The following is a 20992-nucleotide window of genomic DNA, read 5'->3' as shown; positions in this document are numbered from 1 at the left end:
CAAGATTTGGAGGTTATGAGGTTGCCTGAAGTAGCTGAATTACGAGTTCAACCCCAAGATTTACTAGCAGAGCAATCTGTTCTTGGGTCAATCTTTATCTCACCTGATAAGCTGATTGCAGTGAGAGAATTTATCAGTCCAGACGATTTTTATAAGTACGCTCATAAAATTATCTTTCGGGCAATGATTACCCTCAGCGATCGTAATGATGCCATTGATGCAACCACTATAAGAACAATCCTAGATGATCAAGATGATCTGCAAAGTATTGGTGGCTTATCCTATATTGTTGAACTAGTTAATAGTGTCCCAACTAGTGCTAATGCAGAATATTATGCTAAAATTGTAGCTGAGAAAGCTATGTTGCGTGATATTATTGCTAGGTTGACAGAATCTGTCAACCTAGCTTATGATGAAATTTTAAAACCAGAAGAGGTTATCGCTGGAGTTGAGAGAGCTTTAATTGAACTCAATGAACATAGTAATCGTAGTGGGTTTCGCAAAATTTCAGATGTGCTAAAAGTTAATTACGAGGCTTTAGAAGCACGTTCTAAGCAGACTTCAAATGTTACAGGTTTACCAACTGGTTTTAGAGACCTTGACAAGATTACAACAGGTTTACACCCAGATCAATTAGTTATTTTAGCTGCTCGGCCAGCAGTGGGGAAGACTGCCTTTGTTCTTAATATTGCGCAAAATGTGGGGACTAAGCAAAAAAAGACTGTTGCTATTTTTTCTTTGGAAATGGGTGCTGAAAGTTTAGTAGATCGTATGCTTGCAGCAGAAGGAATGGTTGATTCGCACAGTTTAAGAACAGGGCAACTCACAGATCAGGATTGGAATAATGTAACAATTGCTCAGGGAGCTTTGGCAGAAGCACCGATTTATATTGACGATACGCCCGGGATTAAAATTACTGAAATCCGCGCAAGATCACGGAAATTGTCTCAAGAAGTGGATGGTGGTTTAGGTCTCATTGTAATTGACTACTTACAGTTGATTACAGGAACTAAACCCGAAAATCGTCAGCAAGAGGTTTCAGATATTTCAAGACAGCTTAAAATCCTAGCTAAAGAATTGAAAGTACCAGTTATTGCCCTAAGTCAGCTTTCTCGTGGCGTTGAGCAAAGGCAAGATAAACGACCAGTTTTATCAGATATTCGTGAATCAGGATCTATTGAGCAGGATGCCGATATTGTAGCCTTCTTATACCGGGACGATTATTACCGTAAAGAATGTGATGATGCTGAAGAAGCTGTTGAAGATAACACAATTGAAGTTATCCTCGAGAAAAATAGAGCTGGGGCGCGTGGAACAGTCAAACTGATGTTCCAAAAAGAATACAACAAATTCTCAAGTATAGCCCAGTTTGAAGAAAGATAAGAAAGAGAGACAAAAAATGAGCGATGCATTTACAGATGTTGCAAAAATGAAAAAAATTAAAGAGGACATAAGAGCCCATGAAGGACAGTTAGTAGAATTAACCCTTGAGAATGGACGGAAACGGGAAAAAAATAAAATTGGTAGGCTTATTGAAGTTTACAGTTCACTCTTTATCATTGAGTATAGTGATAGCTCTGATACTCCAGGAGCAATTGATAATTCTTATGTCGAATCATACACCTATTCAGATATTTTGACAGAAAAAACATTAATTCGTTATTTAGATTGATTTTTGCCTCATAGAGGCTTTTTCTTTACAATAAATTGATATAATTATTAGCGATAGAAGATTATTCTGCCTGTATTCTTTTTATTTTGAAAAAATTCCTATAAAAGATAATATTTTTAGGTTAGATTGAAGGAAAAAAGAGGTCTTCACCATGGTTAAGCAAATGATCTTAGTACTAAGGTTAAAAGATTATCGTGAAATAAAGTTTTGACACAAGTGTAATTAATAGAGGAGCTTGAAGTATCCGGTAAAACTATCTTGAAGTGAACAAACGAGTAAACCTCCCCTGATAAATACAATATACTAGCCATTTCAGAGCCATTAAGAGTTTCCAGTGAAGTGCTTTTGATAGAGAGCTAAGAAAAAAACAGTCAAGGTTTAAGAACTGCAAATTAGCATTTAAATTATTTTTTGTTAATGACAGTTGTCTTTATTACCATAACTATAACTTCTTATAATATAGTCTTCTTAATTCATCAGTGGTGGTTCGTCTCATATCTGACCTTAAAATATTAAACTGATCATCAGATGATAGACACGCCAAACGCATGAAGAAACTTTTGTTTTCAGAAAACTAGATTCATAATGACAAAATCAATCAAAGTAGTACACTATAGATGAGGTGACTACGATGATTGATTTTATTATTTCTATTGATGATTGCGCAGTTGAATTGGATAGTCGTCAATCTTGGAAAATTCGCTACCCCTTATCAACCATTCTATTTCTTGTCTTCGTTTGTCAGTTAGCTGGCATTGAAACCTGGAAGGAGATGGAAGATTTTATTGAAATGAATGAACCATTGTTTGCGACCTACGTTGATTTGAGTGAAGGTTGTCCGTCTCATGATACCTTAGAGCGTGTGATTAGTCTTGTTAATTCAGACCGTTTAAAAGAGCTTAAAGTTCAATTTGAGCAATCATTGACAAGCTTAGATGCCGTTCATCAACTGATTTCAGTGGACGGTAAAACGATTCGAGGCAATCGAGGTAAAAATCAGAAGCCTGTTCATATTGTAACGGCTTATGATGGGGGTCATCATCTTAGTTTGGGACAGGTAGCGGTTGAGGAGAAAAGTAATGAAATTGTTGCCATCCCTCAGCTATTGCGGACAATTGATATCCGTAAAAGCATTGTAACGATAGACGCAATGGGCACGCAGACGGCTATCGTTGATACGATTATAAAAGGTAAAGCAGACTATTGCTTAGCCGTCAAAGGAAATCAAGAAACACTTTATGATGATATTGCTCTTTATTTTAGTGATGTCAACTTATTGGAAGAACTCCAAGAAAATGCACAGTATTATCAGACTGTTGAAAAATCTAGGGGACAGATTGAAGTTAGAGAATACTGGGTGTCTTCCGATATCAAATGGTTGTGTCAAAATTATCCCAAATGGCATAAGTTACGTGGTATTGGGATGACTCGTAACACGATTGATAAGGATGGTCAGCTGAGTCAAGAGAATCGTTATTTTATCTTTAGCTTTAAGCCGGATGTCCTCACATTTGCCAATTGTGTACGAGGTCATTGGCAGATAGAGAGTATGCACTGGTTATTGGACGTTGTTTATCATGAAGATCATCATCAGACATTGGATAAAAGAGCCGCATTTAACCTAAATCTTATCCGAAAAATGTGCTTATATTTTCTCAAAGTGATGGTATTTCCTAAAAAAGACCTCAGTTATCGTCGCAAACAACGGTATATTTCTGTCCATTTGGAAGATTATTTAGTCCAATTATTTGGAGAAAGAGGCTAAGCAGATGATTGATTTAAAAAGGAATCTTTTCAAAATTGATGTCCGGGCACAAAAGGATGAAGAGAAAGTTTTCATGCGTACGGCGTGAGATGATAGATAGACTGACTTTACAAAACAACTTTCTTATGGTAAACTGTTCTTTGTGCGAAATAACAGCAGAAAAATATGAAGCTCGTCAACAGGTGGTTATCTATTCAAGTAACCTTTGCTGTTTAGGCGAAAACCCCCTGCACGAATCAGGATTTTTTAAACCGTTATTTCCTCAAAAAATTTAGAGGAGGACATGTAATATGTCACGTTATACTGGTCCATCATGGAAACAATCACGTCGCCTTGGTTTATCACTTACAGGCACAGGTAAAGAATTGGCACGTCGTAACTACGTTCCTGGTCAACACGGTCCAAACAACCGTAGCAAACTCTCAGAATATGGTTTGCAGTTAGCTGAGAAACAAAAACTTCGTTTCTCATACGGTTTAGGTGAAAAACAATTCCGTAACTTGTTCGTTCAAGCTACAAAAATCAAAGAAGGAACTCTTGGTTTCAACTTTATGGTTCTTTTAGAACGTCGTCTTGACAACGTTGTTTACCGTCTAGGTTTAGCAACTACTCGTCGTCAAGCACGTCAATTCGTTAACCACGGTCACATCCTTGTTGACGGTAAACGCGTTGATATCCCTTCATACCGCGTTGATCCAGGTCAAGTGATTTCAGTTCGCGAAAAATCAATGAAAGTACCTGCAATCCTTGAAGCTGTTGAAGCTACTCTTGGACGTCCAGCTTTCGTATCATTTGATGCTGAAAAACTTGAAGGTTCATTGACTCGCCTTCCAGAACGCGATGAAATTAACCCAGAAATCAATGAAGCACTTGTCGTTGAATTCTATAACAAAATGCTTTAATTTTAAGATTAAACTTACAAAAAGCCTATTTAATAGGCTTTTTTTGTATCTCATAACAAATTTATCCTGATCCCTTCATTTTACTATGGCTTCTAAAAAAGTTATCACTAAGGCTGATGACTTGTAAAATGATACTTTCGTAAGGGTTATTATTTAGGTACTCGTAAGCATTTTGAGAACGAATTGTGTCATTTCTTGAGGTGATTCTTTTTTACCTTTAGCAATCCAACTTTGACAGACACCAAAAAAAGCATGGGCTAAGTAGATACTTTGGTATTCTTTTTCCGTTTGAGATAACTCTTCGGTACTGAACTTGTCCTGTAAATCAGTAGTGATGAGTAGGCGAACTTTATTGATGATAAAGGCCTGTATTTCTTTAGTACCGTTAGCAGACAAAAGGGAAGAGAGAAGCTGTTCTCTTTGGAGAAATTCAAATACTTCAAGGAAGGCTTGTTCTTTATTTTGATATTTTTTCTCAAAAATATATTCTAATTTGTGAAAAAAGGTTTGCTGATAATAGTCAATCATTTCATATTTATCTTTATAGTGTGTGTAAAAACTAGAGCGACTAATTCCAGCTCTTTTAGATAATTTAACTGTGGTAATATCGTCAAAACTTTCGGTTTTTAGTAACATAACCATTGCTTTTAAAATTGCTTGCTTCGTATTTTCTTTACGGTTGACCATCTACCATCTCTCCTTTTGAACACTTTTAGACATAATGTCCAAAAGTGAATTTTTTTCTCTTGTAAATTTAAATTTAAATTGTATAATATATTTTATCATAATTTTTGAACAGTATGTCCATTTTAGGAGAAAATATGTTAGAAGAATTGAAAACACTTATTAAAAATCCAAAATTAATGATTACAATGATTGGTGTGGCCCTAGTGCCTGCCTTATATAATTTATCCTTTCTAGGCTCAATGTGGGATCCTTATGGTCGGGTCAATGACCTTCCCATTGCTGTTGTTAATCATGATAAGCCTGCAAAGAGAGCTGATAAGTCATTGACAATTGGGAATGATATGGTGGACAAGATGTCTAAAAGTAAAGATTTAGAGTATCATTTTGTCTCAGCTAAGCAAGCTCAAGAGGGACTTAAAGAAGGTGATTATTATATGGTTATTACTTTACCCGAAGATCTTTCTCAACGGGCAGCAACCTTATTAAATCCCGAACCCCAAAAATTAACTATCCGTTACCAAACGAGTAAAGGACATGGAATGGTCGCTGCTAAGATGGGGGAAACAGCGATGGCTAAGCTGAAAGAGTCTGTTTCGCAAAACATTACGAAGACTTATACCTCAGCAGTTTTTAGCAGTATGACAGACCTCCAATCAGGATTAAAAGAAGCCTCAGCTGGAAGTCAAGCACTTGCTTCAGGAGCGAAGACTGCTCAGGCGGGGAGTCAAACACTTTCGACGAACTTAGCAGCCTTAACGGGTGCTAGCCAACAGTTTCAACAAGGTACTGGTCGATTGACATCAGGTTTGACTACCTATACAGATGGTGTCAACCAAGTCAAGAATGGGTTAGGAACATTATCAACGGACATCCCCAATTATCTGAATGGGGTTTCTAGGTTATCCCAGGGAGCTTCTCAGCTTAATCAGGGTCTTTCACAGTTGACACAAGCAACAACACTTTCTGACGAGAAAGCTAAGGGAATTCAATCCTTAATTGTAGGACTACCAGTCCTAAATCAAGGCATTCAGCAACTAAATACAGAGCTATCAACATTGCAACCCCCTAACCTTAATGCTGATGAGTTAGGTAATAGCTTAGGAGCTATCGCTCAAGCTGCCAAACAAGTCATTGCTGAAGAGACTGCCGCTCAGAATGAAGAATTATCGGCTCTCCAAGCTACTAGCGTTTACCAATCATTAACTGCTGAACAACAAGGAGAGTTAGCTGCGGCCCTCAGTCAATCTGATAAAAGTCAGACCGTATCTGCAGCCCAAACTATTTTAAGTTCTGTTCAAACTTTGTCAACAAGTTTACAGTCTCTCTCTCAAGAAGATCAGTCAAAACAGTTGGAGCAACTTAAGGAAGCTGTTGCACAGATTGCTAATCAATCCAATCAAGCTTTGCCGGGAGCAAGTTCTGCTTTAACTGAATTATCAACGGGATTAGCAAAGGTAAATGGTAGCTTAAATCAACAAGTTCTACCAGGAAGTAATCAATTGACAACAGGATTAGCACAATTAAACAGGTATAATACTGCCATTGGTTCTGGGGTAATAAAACTCTCAGAAGGTGCCAATGCCTTGTCATCCAAGTCCGGAGAATTACTAGATGGTAGCCATCAATTATCAGAAGGTGCTACTAAACTAGCTGATGGTAGTTCTCAATTGAGTCAGGGTGGTCATCAATTAACGAGCGGATTGACTGAATTATCAACAGGATTGTCAACCTTAAATGGTTCCTTAGCCAAAGCCTCTCAGCAGTTATCGCTTGTTTCTGTGACTGATAAAAATGCTAAAGCTGTCGCAAAACCTCTTGTGTTAAATGAGAAAGACAAAGATGGTGTTAAGACGAATGGGATCGGGATGGCACCTTATATGATTGCTGTTTCTCTAATGGTTGTGGCCCTTTCAACCAACGTCATTTTTGCTAATTCTTTATCTGGTCGTCCGGTCAAAGATAAATGGGATTGGGCTAAACAAAAATTTGTTATTAATGGTTTTATTTCGACTATGGGATCCATTGTTCTCTACTTAGCTATTCAATTATTAGGGTTTGAAGCCCGTTATGGTATGGAAACCTTAGGATTTATTATGCTAAGTGGTTGGACGTTTATGGCTCTTGTCACAGCTTTGGTCGGTTGGGATGATCGATATGGCTCTTTTGCTTCTTTGGTCATGTTATTGCTTCAGGTTGGCTCTTCAGGTGGCTCTTACCCCATTGAGTTAAGTGGAGCATTCTTCCAAAAGTTACATCCTTTCTTACCAATGACTTATGTGGTATCTGGTTTACGACAAACCATTTCATTATCAGGTCATATTGGAGTAGAAGTGAAAGTCTTAACTGGTTTCTTACTGGCATTTATGGTATTAGCACTACTCATTTATCGTCCCAAGAAAACAGTCTAAATAAAATAACCTCAAAAAAAAAACAGCATCTAAGGCAGTTACACTAGATGCTGTTTTTTGTCTTATTTTGACAATAACTTGACAATTTCTGTCAAGTTTTTTATTGTCTTGTTAAGATTATTTGATAGTAATGTCTCCCTTATTGAGATTAACCGTTAAATTTCCAGTAGCTGCTTTATTCTCAGCCACATAAGAAATAACATCTGAAGTTGATTCCTTACCAATCTTAGCTGGTGTCAGCTGTGAGCCAAGGGAGACTTTACCATTTTCGGTCCTTGCTCTGTAGGCGATGGCCTTTGCTTTTGTCAAGGTTATGTCAACATCAATATCACCACCAGTAATAGTATTAGTCCCTTTAAGGGTAAGGGCATGAGCGGTGAAGATAGCATCATTGTCATAGTAGTCGTTCTCCTCTTCTTCTTTGCTTTTAGAAACAGTGAAGGTCACATTTTCAAGGGTTGTTCTCTCGGCTTCTATACCACCAGGGTGTAATGATTGAATATTGACAGCTTTTAGAGTGGTATCTTTAGTAGTTAGTTGTCCATTTCCTAAGCTGATGGTCCCATTTTCCACACTAGAATCAGTCAGGTTTGAAAAAGAATAGTCAGCTTTTAACTCGAGATTTGTTAACTGACTTTTAGTGGCTTCCAACATACCAGTGATAGTAGCTTTCTTGACTTTGGTATGTAAAAGAGTAAGATTGCCATCGAATTGCATATCTTGGACAGTTAGATTTGACAAAGTGGTATGTGGGACATTACTTGCCTTAACTTCATTGAGGCTAGTTTTTTCAGGAACAGTAATGGTAATAGAACGGTAGTTCTTCTCTTGACGACTATTATTGAGAGTAAAACCTAAAATTTCAATTCCACCAGTGATGACAACGTCTTTAGGTGTTTGCGAAAGAGATAGGGTCTTACCTGTTACTGTTGTGACGATAGGATCAATAAGTTTAGGATGTGTGTAATAGGTCACTGTTGGTCTTTGAACGGGTCCTGTCTCTACTGTAATAGTTGAGGCAGAACTGTCAATATCAAGAGCAGTTATTTGGTCAAATGTTTTGATGACCTTTTTGGGAGCTGTTTGGTGTTTAATGTCCTGAAGTCCTCCAGTTGCATAGCCAGTCCCTAGAAGAATGCCTCCTAGAATAATACATACCACACTGGTCATAAAGCATTTGCGTGAGATATTTTTCATGCTTGAGCTCCTTTCTTATTACTGATCCACTTAATAAAGGCAACAAAAGCCCGTCCTGAAAAACGAAGGAATGCTGTGGCAATAATCCAAATAAGAAGACCACCACCAAAACACAACAAGGCGCTGCCGATGCCCATAGCTTGTGCAGGAATAGATGAGCCAATCAAGGTCAAGCTTTCAAACAGGGTCACTCCTGCGACAAGAATACCTGCAAGCCCAAAAATGTAGGCGGCAAAGATAGCTGTGAGCCCGAGCATTAGGCAGGCAATAATAAAGAGAATCAACGCCAGCAATACGGGTAAAGCAATCGGAGCAGCAAAGAGGGACAAAATGGTTAATCCAATAATTGTTGCCCGATTTTTGGGAGTTTTCTCGGGAGTTGCCAAGTGTTTTCCTAGAACATTTGAAATGATTTCACTGGCAGCTTCCTTAGGATTTCCTAAATCGTCGATAACCTGGCTTTCTTTGTCAGGACCAGCTTCATCAAAATATTCAATATAATATTCCATCGCTTCATGGTAGTCTTCTCTAGGTAGTTTGCGCAAGTATTTATCTAGTTCTGCTAGATACTCAGTCCTTGTCATGTCTTAAGCTCCCTTCAATAATCCCGTCTAAGGCAAATTTATAGCTCTGCCATTCTTTTTTTAGAAAAATCAGCTGTGCTCTCCCCGAAGAAGTGACAGCATAATATTTACGCTTTCGTCCCTGATGTTCTTGACTATAAGTTGTCAAAAAACCTGCTTTCTCCAATTTTTTAAGAATAGGATAGAGAGTGGATTCTTTGATATTAGCCACTAGTTTAATGGTTTGACTAATATCGTAACCGTAAGAATCATTTTTTTCGACAATGGCTAAAATCAGAAATTCAATCAAGGTAGCCGATACTGGAAAATACATTTTAGGCTCCTTTCATATATAAAAATTTTATATATAATTATTTTACATATATAGTATAAGCTTAGTTTTTTGATATGTCAATATTTTATATATAAAAAAATAACATATATATCAAAAATCACTAACTAGGAGTAATAAGTTGACCAAAAAGCTAGGATTGGTTATGATGAAGATAAGATTAACGGAAAGAGAAATTAGGGAAGACTATGAAGGACTTATTAAAACAGTATCAGGCAAAACCACTAGGAGAGGAGAAGCGGTACGCCGTATTTTTACCTCTTATTCTTGTCAATGATGACTGGCATGTCTTATATGAAGTCAGAAGTCAGCATATTTCACAACCGGGGGAAGTTTCTTTCCCAGGGGGACAAGTAGAAAATCAGGAGACACTTCAAGAAGCTGCTATCCGAGAAACAGTTGAGGAATTGACTGTTGATGCGTCCCAGATCCAGCTATGGGGTGAAATTGATTATTTAGTACAGTCTTCTAGAACTATTCATTGTTTCGTTGGTCAATTAGTCGTTGATGACTGGAAAAGCATACAGCCTAACGAAGAAGTTGACAAGGTCTTTATAGTACCTTTACGTCAGCTACTTTTCACTGATCCTGTCTATTATCGTTTAGAAGTCACTCCTATTGAGACAACGGATTTTCCTTTTGACCGTATTCGTAATGGGAAATACTACCAATTTAGTCAAGAGTACCGTAGTATTCCGTTTTATGAAAATCTAGAAGAAACCATATGGGGAATGACTGCCCAGTTTACTAAGTGTTTAACCGATATTCTAAATGATGAATCAATTGCAAAGAAAAACCCCTCAGATATTGAAAAATCTAAGGGGAGATAGAGCACTAGTTTGTTGGCGTCAACTTTTTGTCAACAAACTGTAAAGGTTATTTGTATTTTTCTTCTAATTGACTCATCCAAAGTCCGAGCCAAATACCAAGAGCAAATAACACAAAGGCCATAAGCCAGGTTAAGATACCTGCATGACTGTAGGAAATGGATTCGGGACTACTACTATTTGGAATAAGAATTAATAGCGTGCTGGATAATACAATACCAATGATAAAGTGGTAAACTTTTGAATGATGGTGCTGTAAAGCATAATCCATACTTTTAGAAAAAGCCAAGATGGCTAGGACTCCTCCGATAGCAATAGGTAAGAAAGTCCCTAATAAATCCAAAGATTTGAACCCTATTAACATAGGACCATAGAGTCCTAAGATAAGTAAGAGATTTGACGGGCTTAGTCCAGGGACCAGTACTCCTAAAGCAATTAAGGCACCTGCTAAAATAAAGGTTAAAAAGTTAGCTGGTAAGGTACCGATTAAGTCATTTAAGAAGTAAAGACCTAGTCCTGAAATAACAAAGGTAAGGACTAGCCATAGCCAGTCAGCTTTGTCTCTTTGAGACTGCTTGGTTGACTCCTTAATCAGACTAGGAATAGTGCCGACAATAGCGCCAGCAAATCCCCATAAGACGCTAACTTGATAGTGCTTAAGCAAAAACTCAACGGGGAAAGAAAAGAGAGCAATACCTAAAATACCACCAATTCCTACTGGTAAGAAAAATAAGACATTTTCAATAAAGTTATCCCTCATATGAGCTAAAAAGGAAATCATTCGCTCATAGATTCCTAAAATGGCTGCGAGAACACCACCGGATACACCAGGTAAAATAAAACCTAGTGCAATAATCATGCCTTTAAAAACTCTTGAAATAAATGAAACCATTGTTGCCTCCTGAAAAGAATGATTTTATTGTATCATAAATTTAAAGAATTGCTGACACAAAGCTGCATATCCCTACTAAAATAATTGTTCCTAATAAATAATACATTCAATTTTGAAGATATTTTCCTTAAACACCATGTCTTTGTGATCAAGTCAAGTTTGATTGTCAAAGTTGTAAATAAAATTTACAAAGACTGTAAACCTTACGATAATTATTAAAAAGATAAACGAAAAAAAGCTTAGGTCAAAGACTTTTGATAGTAAACTTATTGAAGAAGGATTATAGTAGCTATTAAAAAGGAGATTTATTATGGGCTTTAAAAACCAGTTATCTTATTATTGAAAAAAATTACAGATGTCACAAGAAGAGCTTGCTGAAATGATGTATGTTTCAAGAAGACTATCTCAAACTGGGAAAACGGTAAAAGCTATCCAGACCTGCAAAATCTTTTGATGTTAAGTAAGTCCTTACAGGTTCCTTTAGAGCAACTAATAGCAGAAGATATCCCAAAAATGACTTTAATTATTAAGGATGAGGAGATTAAACAATGTGATAGGAATACGCATATTATGTTATTTGGGACACTCCTAATTGCTATCAGTATTTATCCTATAATGTCTTGGTTAGGTTGGTGGGGATATGGTCCGGTTGCTATCTTATGGTTGATAATCATGCGTATCGCCTTAAGAATTGAGCGATTTAAAAAGACATATGATGTTCAGACTTACCGATAACTTGAAGCTATAGCAAAGGGTGAGAGCTTAGATCAGATTGATAAGATTAAAGAAAAAGCAAAATATCCTTATCAAAAAGCATGGATTGTTATTGCGTACACAGGACTGACAGTGTTAATAACCCTACTCTCTATTTTGTTTTTTCATTTGTTTTTTTAAACACGAAAAAAGCCTTTGAAACGTTCATTTCATAGGCTTTTCTCATCTCAATTATTTTACTTCTGTAAAGGTTAAGTATTTTCTATTTTAGCTGTTATAAACCTTATTGTATCAATATTTATTGATAGTTGCTTAATAAAAGGTAGAGTGAATGGTAGAGTAGTTATTGCGTTAGTTCAGCAATCTTTTCAAGATAAATAAATACCCACAGCTTCTAACTTTCGTTGTCGTAGTAACCCCAATAGGTCATGATAGATAAGAATATAAAAAAGGGGCTGTCTGGCTTTTGCTTAACGCAAGCCACAGCCCCAAGGAATTAACGCTTTTGACCAATAAACCACAATTGGTTACGAACTCGAACAGGAGAAGAGAAATAATAGTCTGTGTGTTGGATGACAATCTCTTCTTTCAGTTGTACTCCCGTATCCTTTAGGATTTTTTGCCCCTGTTGGTCTCTAGGAACTTTTAGAAATACAGTAATGGCATCTTTTCGTATATCTACGATACACTTACGTACAGCTCGGTTAAACCCGTTATGGATTGGATTGATAGTGGTAACGGTCTGGTGTTCAAAGTTGCTTACCTTCTGTACTCGTTCACGCTGGAAAAGGAAGTGTCTTAATAGAAAGGTGCGATAAATAGATTGGCAGTAGTTCCCAAGGCTATCTGTATTCAAGCGTTGTATCATCTTTAATCCAGATAATAAGGCTAGAAGTAAAGAAATAAGAGCGAATCCATAACATACAGAACTAATGGTATCAGTAACGTTTTTAACCGTATCCAGATTGACAAATGTGACGGTAGATAATTGAACTGAAACAAGATTGAACAGCCAACCGAACACATAGCAGATTGGAGCAATAAGCAGTAAGTATAATATGAGATTGAAGCTTCTCATGAAGTAGGTTTTAGTGGTCATAGGATACCTCGCTTAGTATAGTAGGTTGGACAGAGTAAGGGTAGAACTTGATAGGAGTGTTCATTATCGACAACTTGAATGATACCTGTTCCGTGTCCTGTTGGAATGACAATTCCCTCTGGATCTAGGTCTGGAAATAAGAATTGAGTGGTTTTCTGATTGATATTTCCAATTTGCAATAATACGTTTAGCTGTTCCCTCACTGAAATGGGAATAGTGTTATGGTCAAAACGCTGGCTTCCCAAGAATAGATGGATTTTAGTAGCATGTCCCAACAAGGCAATTTGTGATAGTAGGGAGAAAAAAGCTTCTTTGATATTCTTATTGACTCCCTCTGATAGAGCGAGGACTTCATCAATAACAATAGTTAGATGGGTAAATTGATGATTGGGATTATCATACAAGATAGCTTGTCGTTTCTGAATGAGAGTTGCACACTGGTTTAATTGTTCATTGACTTGTGAAACGAAATCAGATTTTGAATGGTTTTCTACTGGGTGGATAACGGCAATTTTATTTTCTCTTGCCCATTGGCTAGGGGTATCGAATTTTGGGTCAATGATAATTAGGCCGGACTTAGGTTTCAGGACACTCAAGAAGTAAGTGAGAGCGTACGGTTTCCCAGAACCTGAATTTCCAGCAATAGCCCAGTGACTCCCCTTATCTAAATTGAGTTCGAAGTGCTTTATGACAGGAATTTTCCCCTGTTGTAAGTTAGATGAAAATTTATCTAAATCAGGAATCGCCAAGCGTTCTGAAATCCCCTTTCTCCAAGGGAAGAATAATCCACGTTGAATGTGTAAGTCATCCGTCTCTAAAGGGACAAAATCTGTGCAAATTTTGATTTATCTATTTTTTGACTTCCGTTTGACTTAATCGATAAAGTTGACCTTGCTTTTTTGGAAATAACTAATGGAACAGAAGTAAGGTAAGACTTTGGTATGTCCTCTTTATACATTCGTTCTAATATATCATTTACCATAAATCCGATATTAAACAAGGGATTTTCTCTAAGTTTTTTTATGAGGTTGGGTATTATCTCTGTTGAGACATTCTCAGACCACCACTTATTGATTATTGAGTCAATTTTATCTAGATTAAATGTTGTCGGTTCACCATTTTTATCTAATTCGAACAGTGTGTTGCAGACATTAATTTCAAACGACCTAATTAGATTATCTCTCAACATCAACAAAAGAATATCAGCCATTTCTTCAAAATCAATAACAGTTAATTCATTTATTGGATTATTCCTAAAACTCCTAGCGGGGTTATAACTTTTTCCACCAACCCATACGTCAATGTCATCTTTCTTGTGAAAAGTATCCATTTCAGTTTCAGTAGAAATCATAAATCTTTTTCTTTGAATATTGAAATTTGCAAATGTCTTGGCAATACTTAGACAACTTGATTGGATTGAAATTAAATCATCACTCATGAAAGAATATAGGTTTTCATCTACAGCCTCTAAATCTCTATATAAAATAGAACTGAAAAAATAATGAAACAGATTCTCAATAAACTCATCTAACTCTCCAAAAACGATATACGTATAGTTCGAAGCGGTTAGAGCATTTAAATAAACTAACATCGAACTCGTAATTGGTCGCTTACCACTTTCAACTTGACTAACTTGACCTGCATTGCCTAGTTCGCTTTGTGTAATATTGTGTTTTTTTCTTAAATTTTTGATACGAGTAGGTATTTCTTGTGAATAATTTTCTTCAAAAAATTTCATATATAATCCCCCTATAATCATGGAAAAGTAGAAAGTAGTAAAAATAGTTGTTATCCTAGTTGATTAAAAAAATCTCTGATTTCCTCATCTTTTATAAAATAATATATAATTTTCCCCTCTCTTCTAGTGTCCAAGATGTTTTGATTGGCTAGTTTACGAAGATGGTGGGAGGCAGATGCCATACTGAGATTTAATAAACAGGCTATATCGCAGACACAGAGTTCTTCGACGGCAAGGAGATAAAAGATGATATTTATCTGTTTATTATCGGTAAATTTTGATAAAATACGAAGTGATTTTTGGACTTTTTCCTTTTCAAGGTAGTTCGTTGCGGTTGTAACATTTTGTTGATTTATAACACCCACTTGACAGATACTATCTTTTTTCATAATTTTTTCTCCTAGCCTAACACAGCCCATAGCATGTCAAAGCTGTTGTTTTCAATCAGGATATACATCCCCAATCCTAAATAAACAACGGCAATAAACCATCTGCTATATTTTTCCAAAGTTTCTCCAACAGAAGGGACTTGTGCCAATTTTTGGGCAGAAAAAACCAAGAGATAAATCATGACTAGAAAGGTAAGTAAAGCCACTATCAAATTCGCTAAATTTAAGGTAGTAAAATATGGGACAAAGACACCAATATTGTCAGCACCACAACTTGCAAAAGTAATCATAGCGACTAGAAAAATCAGGTTTTTATTATCTTTGCTCAAACCTTCTTTGGCAATAGCTTCTCCATCAGAATCTCCTAAAAGCAAAACTTTGAGGCCTAGGAAAATTGGAATCAAACCGAGCAAACCTAAAATCTCTTTACTAGGAATATAATCTAAGACAAATGCAAAAAGCAAACTTAGCAATATTAGACTAACAGAGCCTAGAAATTGTCCTAAATAGATGTTAATGATGTCTTTTCTGCTTTTTCTTTTGGCAAAAAATAACATTAGGATAATAAGTAAGTCTACGGCTGTCCCAGAATACAGGATTATTGAAGTAACAACATTTTGAATCATAAAACACCTCATTCAAATATATTTTTGAATGAATTTTAACATTAAACTTTGTAGATGTCAATTTCAGCTACACCAAAATATAGATAAGAAGTTAGTGTACCAAATATAAAAAAGCCCTGCCATCCAAATGATAACAGGGCTTAACTTCAATATCCAAATGATATATTCATCTAAAAAAGGTAGAGTAAAAGGTAGAGTTCTTATTGATTTATATTACAATGTAATGAACTTCAAAAATTCAAAAATCGCTTAAAATCAATGTTTTGACGTCTAATGACGTGTAGTGAACCCCTTACTTAACCTCTGTAAATGTAACGTGTTTACGTAATTTTGGTGAGTATTTTTTCAATTGAAGACGGTCTGGAGTGTTACGTTTGTTTTTTGAAGTAAGGTACAAGCGTTCACCAGATTCTTTATGTTCAAGTGTAATATTTACGCGCATGGTATCTCCCTTCTATTATTTAGCTTCGTTAGCTTTAGCGATTTTACGTCCTTTGTAGTATCCTTTAAGGGATACACGGTGAGAACGTGAGTAATCTCCAGTAGTTTCGTCGAATTGTACAGATGGAGCTGTCAATTTGTAGTGTGTACGACGTTTGTTTTTCTTCGCTTTTGACGTGTGACGTGCAGGTACTGCCATTTTCTTGTTCTTCCTTTCGATGTGTAAGTTTTGATTTTCATCAACTTCACTATGATAACATATCTTTTTTGTAAAGTAAAGTTACTTGACAAAACTTTTTATTTTTACAATTTCATGGTGAAAATACTATCAAACTAAAGCAAATGATATATGCTTGTTTAAAATATAAGAAAAAATGGTAGAATGTTTAAAGAGAAAACTAATCAAAGAGGTAAACTTATGAAACTTCAAAAACCAAAAGGAACCCAGGATATTCTGCCTGGGGATGCTGCGAAATGGCAGTATGTGGAATCTGTTGCGCGTGATACGTTTAGCCAATATAATTATGGAGAAATTCGTACTCCTATGTTTGAACACTACGAGGTAATCTCGCGGTCTGTAGGTGATACGACTGATATTGTGACGAAGGAAATGTATGATTTCTATGATAAAGGAGATCGTCACATTACCTTGCGACCAGAGGGTACAGCTCCAGTGGTGCGTTCTTATGTTGAAAATAAATTGTTTGCGCCAGAGGTCCAAAAACCCGTCAAACTTTATTATATCGGTTCCATGTTCCGCTACGAACGTCCTCAAGCTGGTCGTTTACGTGAATTTCACCAGATTGGGGTAGAATGTTTCGGCGCTGCTAATCCAGCAACAGATGTTGAAACCATTGCGATGGCCTATCACCTCTTTGAAAAATTGGGCATTAAGGATGTCACCCTTCATTTAAATAGTTTGGGGAGTCCTGAGAGTCGTGCAGCTTATCGTCAAGCCTTGATTGACTACTTAACACCAATGCGTGATCAATTATCTAAAGATAGTCAACGTCGCTTGGATGAAAACCCACTGCGCGTGCTTGATTCTAAAGAAAAAGAAGATAAACTAGCCGTTGAAAAAGCGCCTTCTATTTTGGATTACTTAGATGAGGAAAGTCAGGCGCACTTTGAGGCGGTCAAAGATATGCTTGAAGCACTTGACATTCCTTATGTGATTGACACCAATATGGTGCGTGGCCTTGATTACTATAGCCACACTATTTTTGAATTCATCACGTCTGTGGAAGGTTCTGACTTAACTATCTGTGCGGGTGGACGTTATGATAGTTTGGTAGGTTATTTTGGTGGGCCTGAGACTCCAGGATTTGGCTTTGGTCTTGGTTTAGAACGTCTCTTGATGATTATTGAAAAGCAGGGCATTACCTTGCCAATTGAGACAGAGATGGATATTTACCTTGCTGTGTTAGGTGATGGTGCTAATAGCAAAGCTTTAGAATTGGTTCAAGCCATTCGCCGTCAAGGGTTTACAGCTGAACGAGATTACCTTGGCCGTAAGATTAAGGCTCAGTTTAAATCAGCCGATACCTTTAAAGCAAAATTGGTAATGACTTTAGGAGAAAGTGAAGTTGAAGCAGGCAAAGCTGTGATTAAGAATAATCGTAGTCGTCAAGAAGTGGAAGTCAGTTTTGAAGATATGATGACAAACTTTGCGAACATCTCAGAGCAATTATTATCTTAATGATTTTATTGTCGTCATAAGCTTGTGTTGATATGATTGTTTAGAAGATAATCACTAAAACAGGTGTAACTTCTCTTTTTAGAAGGGAGTTGCACCTGTTTGTTTTCTGTAAGGGGATTGATTAGCTTTCTTAGTATTCTGTGAGGACACTTGATATGTCAAAATACTGACGGCTCAGTATTTTTGCTTTATCTTTAGAAAAACTCTTTTTAAATGGGTGGGGTTTTTAAGGGCTTTTTGCTATAATAGTAGGGAATGAATTAATTGATTTATATAGTGAAAGGAATTGGAAACGAGCAGGTTTCACAGGATTCTGTTTGTTTTAGGGAATTTATTTATGAAACGTAGCATGTATGCAGGGCGTGTTCGCGAAGAACACATTGGAACGACAATCACATTGAAAGGATGGGTCAGTCGTCGTCGTGACTTGGGTGGTCTCATCTTTATTGATTTGCGTGACCGTGAGGGTGTGATGCAATTAGTCATTAACCCTGAGGAAGTTTCCAGTGATGTGATGGCAACTGCTGAACGCTTACGTAGTGAATATGTGATTGAAGTGGAAGGTTTTGTTGAAGCTCGACAACAAGCCAATGATAAGTTGGCGACAGGAATGGTTGAGTTAAAAGTATCTGCTTTGACCATTTTAAACACAGCTAAAACGACGCCTTTTGAAATTAAAGATGACGTTGAAGTAAGTGATGACACGCGTTTACGTTACCGTTACTTAGATTTACGACGTCCAGAAATGTTAGAAAACTTCAAGCTACGTGCAAAAGTGACTCATTCTATCCGTAATTACCTTGATGACCTTGAGTTTATCGATGTCGAGACACCTATGTTGACAAAATCAACTCCAGAAGGTGCGCGTGACTATCTGGTACCAAGTCGTGTTAGCCAAGGGCATTTCTATGCTTTGCCACAAAGTCCGCAAATAACCAAACAGTTATTGATGAATGCTGGCTTTGATCGCTATTATCAAATTGTGAAATGTTTCCGCGATGAAGATCTACGTGGTGACCGTCAACCTGAGTTTACACAAGTTGACTTGGAAACGTCATTCCTTTCTGAACAAGAAATTCAAGACATCGTTGAAGGCATGATTGCTAAAGTGATGAAAGAGACAAAAGAAATAGATGTAACCCTACCATTCCCACGTATGAGCTACGATGTAGCAATGAATAGCTACGGCTCTGATAAACCAGACACACGTTTTGAAATGCTTTTACAAGACTTGACAGTAACTGTCAAAGGAAATGACTTCAAGGTTTTCTCAGAAGCACCAGCTGTCAAGGCGATTGTGGTGAAGGGAAATGCAGATCGATACTCTCGTAAAGATATTGACAAATTAACTGAGTTTGCCAAACAATTTGGTGCTAAAGGCCTTGCCTGGGTTAAGGTGACAGATGGTCAATTGGCAGGCCCAGTAGCCAAGTTCTTGACAGCTATTGAGACAGAGTTGTCAAGCCAATTAAAACTTGCTGAGAATGATTTGGTTTTATTTGTAGCGGATACTCTTGAGGTTGCTAATAATACATTAGGTGCCCTTCGTAATCGTATTGCCAAGGACCTTGACATGATTGATCAGTCGCAGTTTAATTTCCTTTGGGTGGTTGATTGGCCAATGTTTGAGTGGTCAGAAGAAGAAGGACGTTATATGTCAGCTCATCACCCCTTCACTCTTCCAACGCCAGAATCTGCTCATGAGTTAGAGGGTGATTTGGCTAAGGTACGGGCTATTGCTTACGACATCGTTTTAAATGGTTACGAGCTTGGTGGTGGTAGCCTGCGTATCAATCAAAAAGAGATGCAAGAGCGCATGTTCAAGGCTCTTGGCTTTACCGCTGATGAAGCTAACGACCAATTTGGTTTCTTACTAGAAGCGATGGACTACGGCTTTCCTCCTCATGGTGGCTTGGCAATTGGTCTTGACCGTTTTGTCATGTTGCTTGCTGGAAAAGACAATATTCGAGAAGTTATTGCCTTCCCTAAAAATAACAAAGCCTCTGATCCAATGACGCAAGCACCTAGTCTTGTTTCTGAAAACCAATTAGAAGAACTCAGTCTTCAAATAGAAAGTCATGATTAAGAAAACAACCTATAAGAAAAAAGTTAAATATGTCATTAGTAGAGGGGCCAAGAAAGTTGGCCTACTCCACGCTCTAAGAAGTATTTCAAGAGAAAAATATGCAGAGAAGATTTCGGCTTCTCTGCTTTATGGCATTCTCTCTAGTATTGCTGTGAATTTTTTCTTCCAGCCTGGGCATGTTTATTCAAGTGGAGCAACTGGTCTAGCACAGGTTTTTTCAGCTCTTAGTCATCGTCTTTTAGGCTATGATTTTCCCATCGCCTTTGCGTTTTATTTGATTAATATTCCTTTGCTTATTTTAGCTTGGTATAAAATTGGGCATCAATTTACCATTTTTACCTTTATCACAGTCAGCATGAGTTCTTTCTTTATTCAAATCATGCCTCAAGTGACGCTGACGACTGATCCTCTTATCAATGCTATTTTTGGTGGTTTGGTTATGGGAATGGGAATTGGTACAGGTCTCAAATCACGTATCTCTAGTGGGGGGACTGATATTGTCAGTTTGACCCTTAGAAAACGAACAGGCAAGGATGTGGGCAGTCTCTCATTGATGGTTAATGGTGCAATTTTAGCCTTTGCAGGGATTTTATTTGGCTGGCAGTACGCCCTTTATTCTATGGTCTCTATCTTTGTATCAAGTCGTGTTACGGATGCCATTTTCACCAAGCAAAAGAAAATGCAGGCAACTATTGTTACCAGCCATCCAGAGCGTGTGATTCATATGATCCATAAACGTCTGCATCGCGGAGTGACCAGTATCAACGACGCAGAAGGGACTTACAAGCATGAACAAAAAGCAGTTTTGATTACCATTTTGACATGTGAAGAATACCCAGAATTCAAATGGCTGATGTTAAAAACAGACCCACAAGCCTTTGTTTCAGTGGCTGAGAATGTTAGAATTATCGGTCGTTTTGTGGAAGATGATTAAG

At 37.2% G+C, this 20992-nt stretch carries 20 protein-coding genes and 4 pseudogenes; 12 read left to right on the top strand and 12 right to left on the bottom strand.

Annotated features, from left to right (window positions below; translation table 11 throughout):
* Positions 1 to 15: 15 nt before the first annotated feature.
* The 4 genes from dnaB (at position 16) to rpsD (ending at position 4339) form a co-directional block, all read left to right on the top strand.
* Complete coding sequence (gene dnaB, locus B6D67_RS09860; RefSeq protein WP_010922787.1) at positions 16 to 1383, top strand: replicative DNA helicase; 1368 nt, start codon at positions 16 to 18, stop codon at positions 1381 to 1383.
* Between the two features lie 16 nt (positions 1384 to 1399).
* Positions 1400 to 1672, top strand: a complete 273-nt coding sequence (locus B6D67_RS09855; protein WP_002991405.1) for a Veg family protein — start codon at positions 1400 to 1402, stop codon at positions 1670 to 1672.
* Between the two features lie 631 nt (positions 1673 to 2303).
* Positions 2304 to 3437, top strand: coding sequence for an ISAs1-like element IS1548 family transposase (locus B6D67_RS09850; RefSeq protein WP_011285737.1), 1134 nt, complete (start codon positions 2304 to 2306; stop codon positions 3435 to 3437).
* Between the two features lie 290 nt (positions 3438 to 3727).
* Complete coding sequence (rpsD, locus tag B6D67_RS09840; protein ID WP_002982092.1) at positions 3728 to 4339, top strand: 30S ribosomal protein S4; 612 nt, start codon at positions 3728 to 3730, stop codon at positions 4337 to 4339.
* A gap of 153 nt (positions 4340 to 4492) precedes the next feature.
* Here rpsD and B6D67_RS09835 read toward each other — a convergent pair whose 3' ends face one another.
* Positions 4493 to 5026, bottom strand: coding sequence for a TetR/AcrR family transcriptional regulator (locus tag B6D67_RS09835; protein ID WP_010922785.1), 534 nt, complete (start codon positions 5024 to 5026; stop codon positions 4493 to 4495).
* 134 nt (positions 5027 to 5160) lie between these two features.
* Here B6D67_RS09835 and B6D67_RS09830 point away from each other — a divergent pair, with 134 nt between their 5' ends.
* Complete coding sequence (locus tag B6D67_RS09830) at positions 5161 to 7434, top strand: YhgE/Pip domain-containing protein (RefSeq protein ID WP_010922784.1); 2274 nt, start codon at positions 5161 to 5163, stop codon at positions 7432 to 7434.
* 117 nt (positions 7435 to 7551) lie between these two features.
* On the opposite strand, the gene B6D67_RS09825 is transcribed toward B6D67_RS09830, so the two are convergent.
* From B6D67_RS09825 to B6D67_RS09815, 3 genes are read right to left on the bottom strand one after another with little or no spacing between them, the layout of a single operon-like run.
* A complete protein-coding gene (locus B6D67_RS09825; RefSeq protein WP_010922783.1) occupies positions 7552 to 8631 on the bottom strand; it encodes a DUF4097 family beta strand repeat-containing protein in 1080 nt (359 codons plus the stop codon).
* Positions 8628 to 9215: a DUF1700 domain-containing protein gene (locus B6D67_RS09820; protein WP_010922782.1), complete on the bottom strand. Its 588-nt coding sequence runs from the start codon at positions 9213 to 9215 to the stop codon at positions 8628 to 8630. Before B6D67_RS09820 ends, B6D67_RS09825 begins: the two co-directional genes overlap by 4 nt.
* A complete protein-coding gene (locus B6D67_RS09815; RefSeq protein WP_002982104.1) occupies positions 9202 to 9528 on the bottom strand; it encodes a PadR family transcriptional regulator in 327 nt (108 codons plus the stop codon). Before B6D67_RS09815 ends, B6D67_RS09820 begins: the two co-directional genes overlap by 14 nt.
* Before the next feature lie 206 nt (positions 9529 to 9734).
* Between B6D67_RS09815 and B6D67_RS09810 the strand changes: the two genes are divergently transcribed.
* On the top strand, positions 9735 to 10376 hold the full coding sequence (locus tag B6D67_RS09810; RefSeq protein ID WP_010922781.1) for an NUDIX hydrolase: 642 nt from the start codon (positions 9735 to 9737) through the stop codon (positions 10374 to 10376).
* A 46-nt stretch (positions 10377 to 10422) separates the two neighbouring features.
* On the opposite strand, the gene B6D67_RS09805 is transcribed toward B6D67_RS09810, so the two are convergent.
* A complete protein-coding gene (locus B6D67_RS09805) occupies positions 10423 to 11265 on the bottom strand; it encodes a DUF368 domain-containing protein (protein WP_002991650.1) in 843 nt (280 codons plus the stop codon).
* Positions 11266 to 11667: 402 nt separating this feature from the next.
* On the opposite strand from B6D67_RS09805, the pseudogene B6D67_RS10625 reads away from it, so the two are divergent.
* Both B6D67_RS10625 and B6D67_RS10170 read left to right on the top strand, forming a co-directional pair.
* A pseudogene (locus B6D67_RS10625) lies at positions 11668 to 11712 on the top strand (hypothetical protein); the annotation flags it as partial.
* Positions 11713 to 11718: 6 nt separating this feature from the next.
* Complete coding sequence (locus B6D67_RS10170) at positions 11719 to 12000, top strand: hypothetical protein (protein ID WP_015446326.1); 282 nt, start codon at positions 11719 to 11721, stop codon at positions 11998 to 12000.
* A gap of 475 nt (positions 12001 to 12475) precedes the next feature.
* Here B6D67_RS10170 and B6D67_RS09795 read toward each other — a convergent pair whose 3' ends face one another.
* From B6D67_RS09795 to B6D67_RS09775, 5 genes and pseudogenes are all read right to left on the bottom strand, one after another.
* Positions 12476 to 13078, bottom strand: coding sequence for a hypothetical protein (locus B6D67_RS09795; RefSeq protein WP_002982120.1), 603 nt, complete (start codon positions 13076 to 13078; stop codon positions 12476 to 12478).
* Positions 13075 to 13911, bottom strand: a pseudogene (locus tag B6D67_RS09790) (ATP-binding cassette domain-containing protein); the annotation flags it as partial. The gene B6D67_RS09795 and the pseudogene B6D67_RS09790, both read right to left, overlap by 4 nt.
* Positions 13905 to 14816: pseudogene (locus tag B6D67_RS09785) on the bottom strand (transcriptional regulator); the annotation flags it as partial. The pseudogenes B6D67_RS09790 and B6D67_RS09785, both read right to left, overlap by 7 nt.
* A gap of 50 nt (positions 14817 to 14866) precedes the next feature.
* Positions 14867 to 15205, bottom strand: a complete 339-nt coding sequence (gene cadX, locus B6D67_RS09780) for a Cd(II)/Zn(II)-sensing metalloregulatory transcriptional regulator CadX (protein ID WP_002995294.1) — start codon at positions 15203 to 15205, stop codon at positions 14867 to 14869.
* A gap of 11 nt (positions 15206 to 15216) precedes the next feature.
* Complete coding sequence (locus tag B6D67_RS09775) at positions 15217 to 15831, bottom strand: CadD family cadmium resistance transporter (RefSeq protein WP_002995289.1); 615 nt, start codon at positions 15829 to 15831, stop codon at positions 15217 to 15219.
* Between the two features lie 28 nt (positions 15832 to 15859).
* Here B6D67_RS09775 and B6D67_RS10480 point away from each other — a divergent pair.
* A pseudogene (locus tag B6D67_RS10480) lies at positions 15860 to 16084 on the top strand (FanG protein).
* 39 nt (positions 16085 to 16123) lie between these two features.
* Here B6D67_RS10480 and rpmG read toward each other — a convergent pair.
* On the bottom strand, positions 16124 to 16273 hold the full coding sequence (gene rpmG, locus B6D67_RS09765) for a 50S ribosomal protein L33 (RefSeq protein WP_002982147.1): 150 nt from the start codon (positions 16271 to 16273) through the stop codon (positions 16124 to 16126).
* Between the two features lie 15 nt (positions 16274 to 16288).
* Positions 16289 to 16471: a 50S ribosomal protein L32 gene (gene rpmF / locus B6D67_RS09760; protein WP_000290414.1), complete on the bottom strand. Its 183-nt coding sequence runs from the start codon at positions 16469 to 16471 to the stop codon at positions 16289 to 16291.
* A gap of 219 nt (positions 16472 to 16690) precedes the next feature.
* Between rpmF and hisS the strand changes: the two genes are divergently transcribed.
* From hisS to B6D67_RS09745, 3 genes are all read left to right on the top strand, one after another.
* The gene (hisS, locus tag B6D67_RS09755) at positions 16691 to 17971 is read left to right on the top strand and encodes a histidine--tRNA ligase (protein WP_010922777.1); all 1281 of its coding nucleotides are present in this window, start codon (positions 16691 to 16693) and stop codon (positions 17969 to 17971) included.
* 337 nt (positions 17972 to 18308) lie between these two features.
* Positions 18309 to 20057, top strand: coding sequence for an aspartate--tRNA ligase (gene aspS / locus B6D67_RS09750; protein WP_010922776.1), 1749 nt, complete (start codon positions 18309 to 18311; stop codon positions 20055 to 20057).
* Positions 20050 to 20991: a YitT family protein gene (locus B6D67_RS09745; RefSeq protein WP_010922775.1), complete on the top strand. Its 942-nt coding sequence runs from the start codon at positions 20050 to 20052 to the stop codon at positions 20989 to 20991. The genes aspS and B6D67_RS09745 overlap by 8 nt, the downstream gene beginning before the upstream one ends.
* Position 20992: the final 1 nt, after the last annotated feature.

The organism is Streptococcus pyogenes (genome assembly GCF_002055535.1).
GTDB lineage: Bacteria > Bacillota > Bacilli > Lactobacillales > Streptococcaceae > Streptococcus > Streptococcus pyogenes.
The sequence above is the reverse complement of the archived record's forward strand: the minus strand, read 5'-3'. Positions and strand labels throughout refer to the sequence as shown.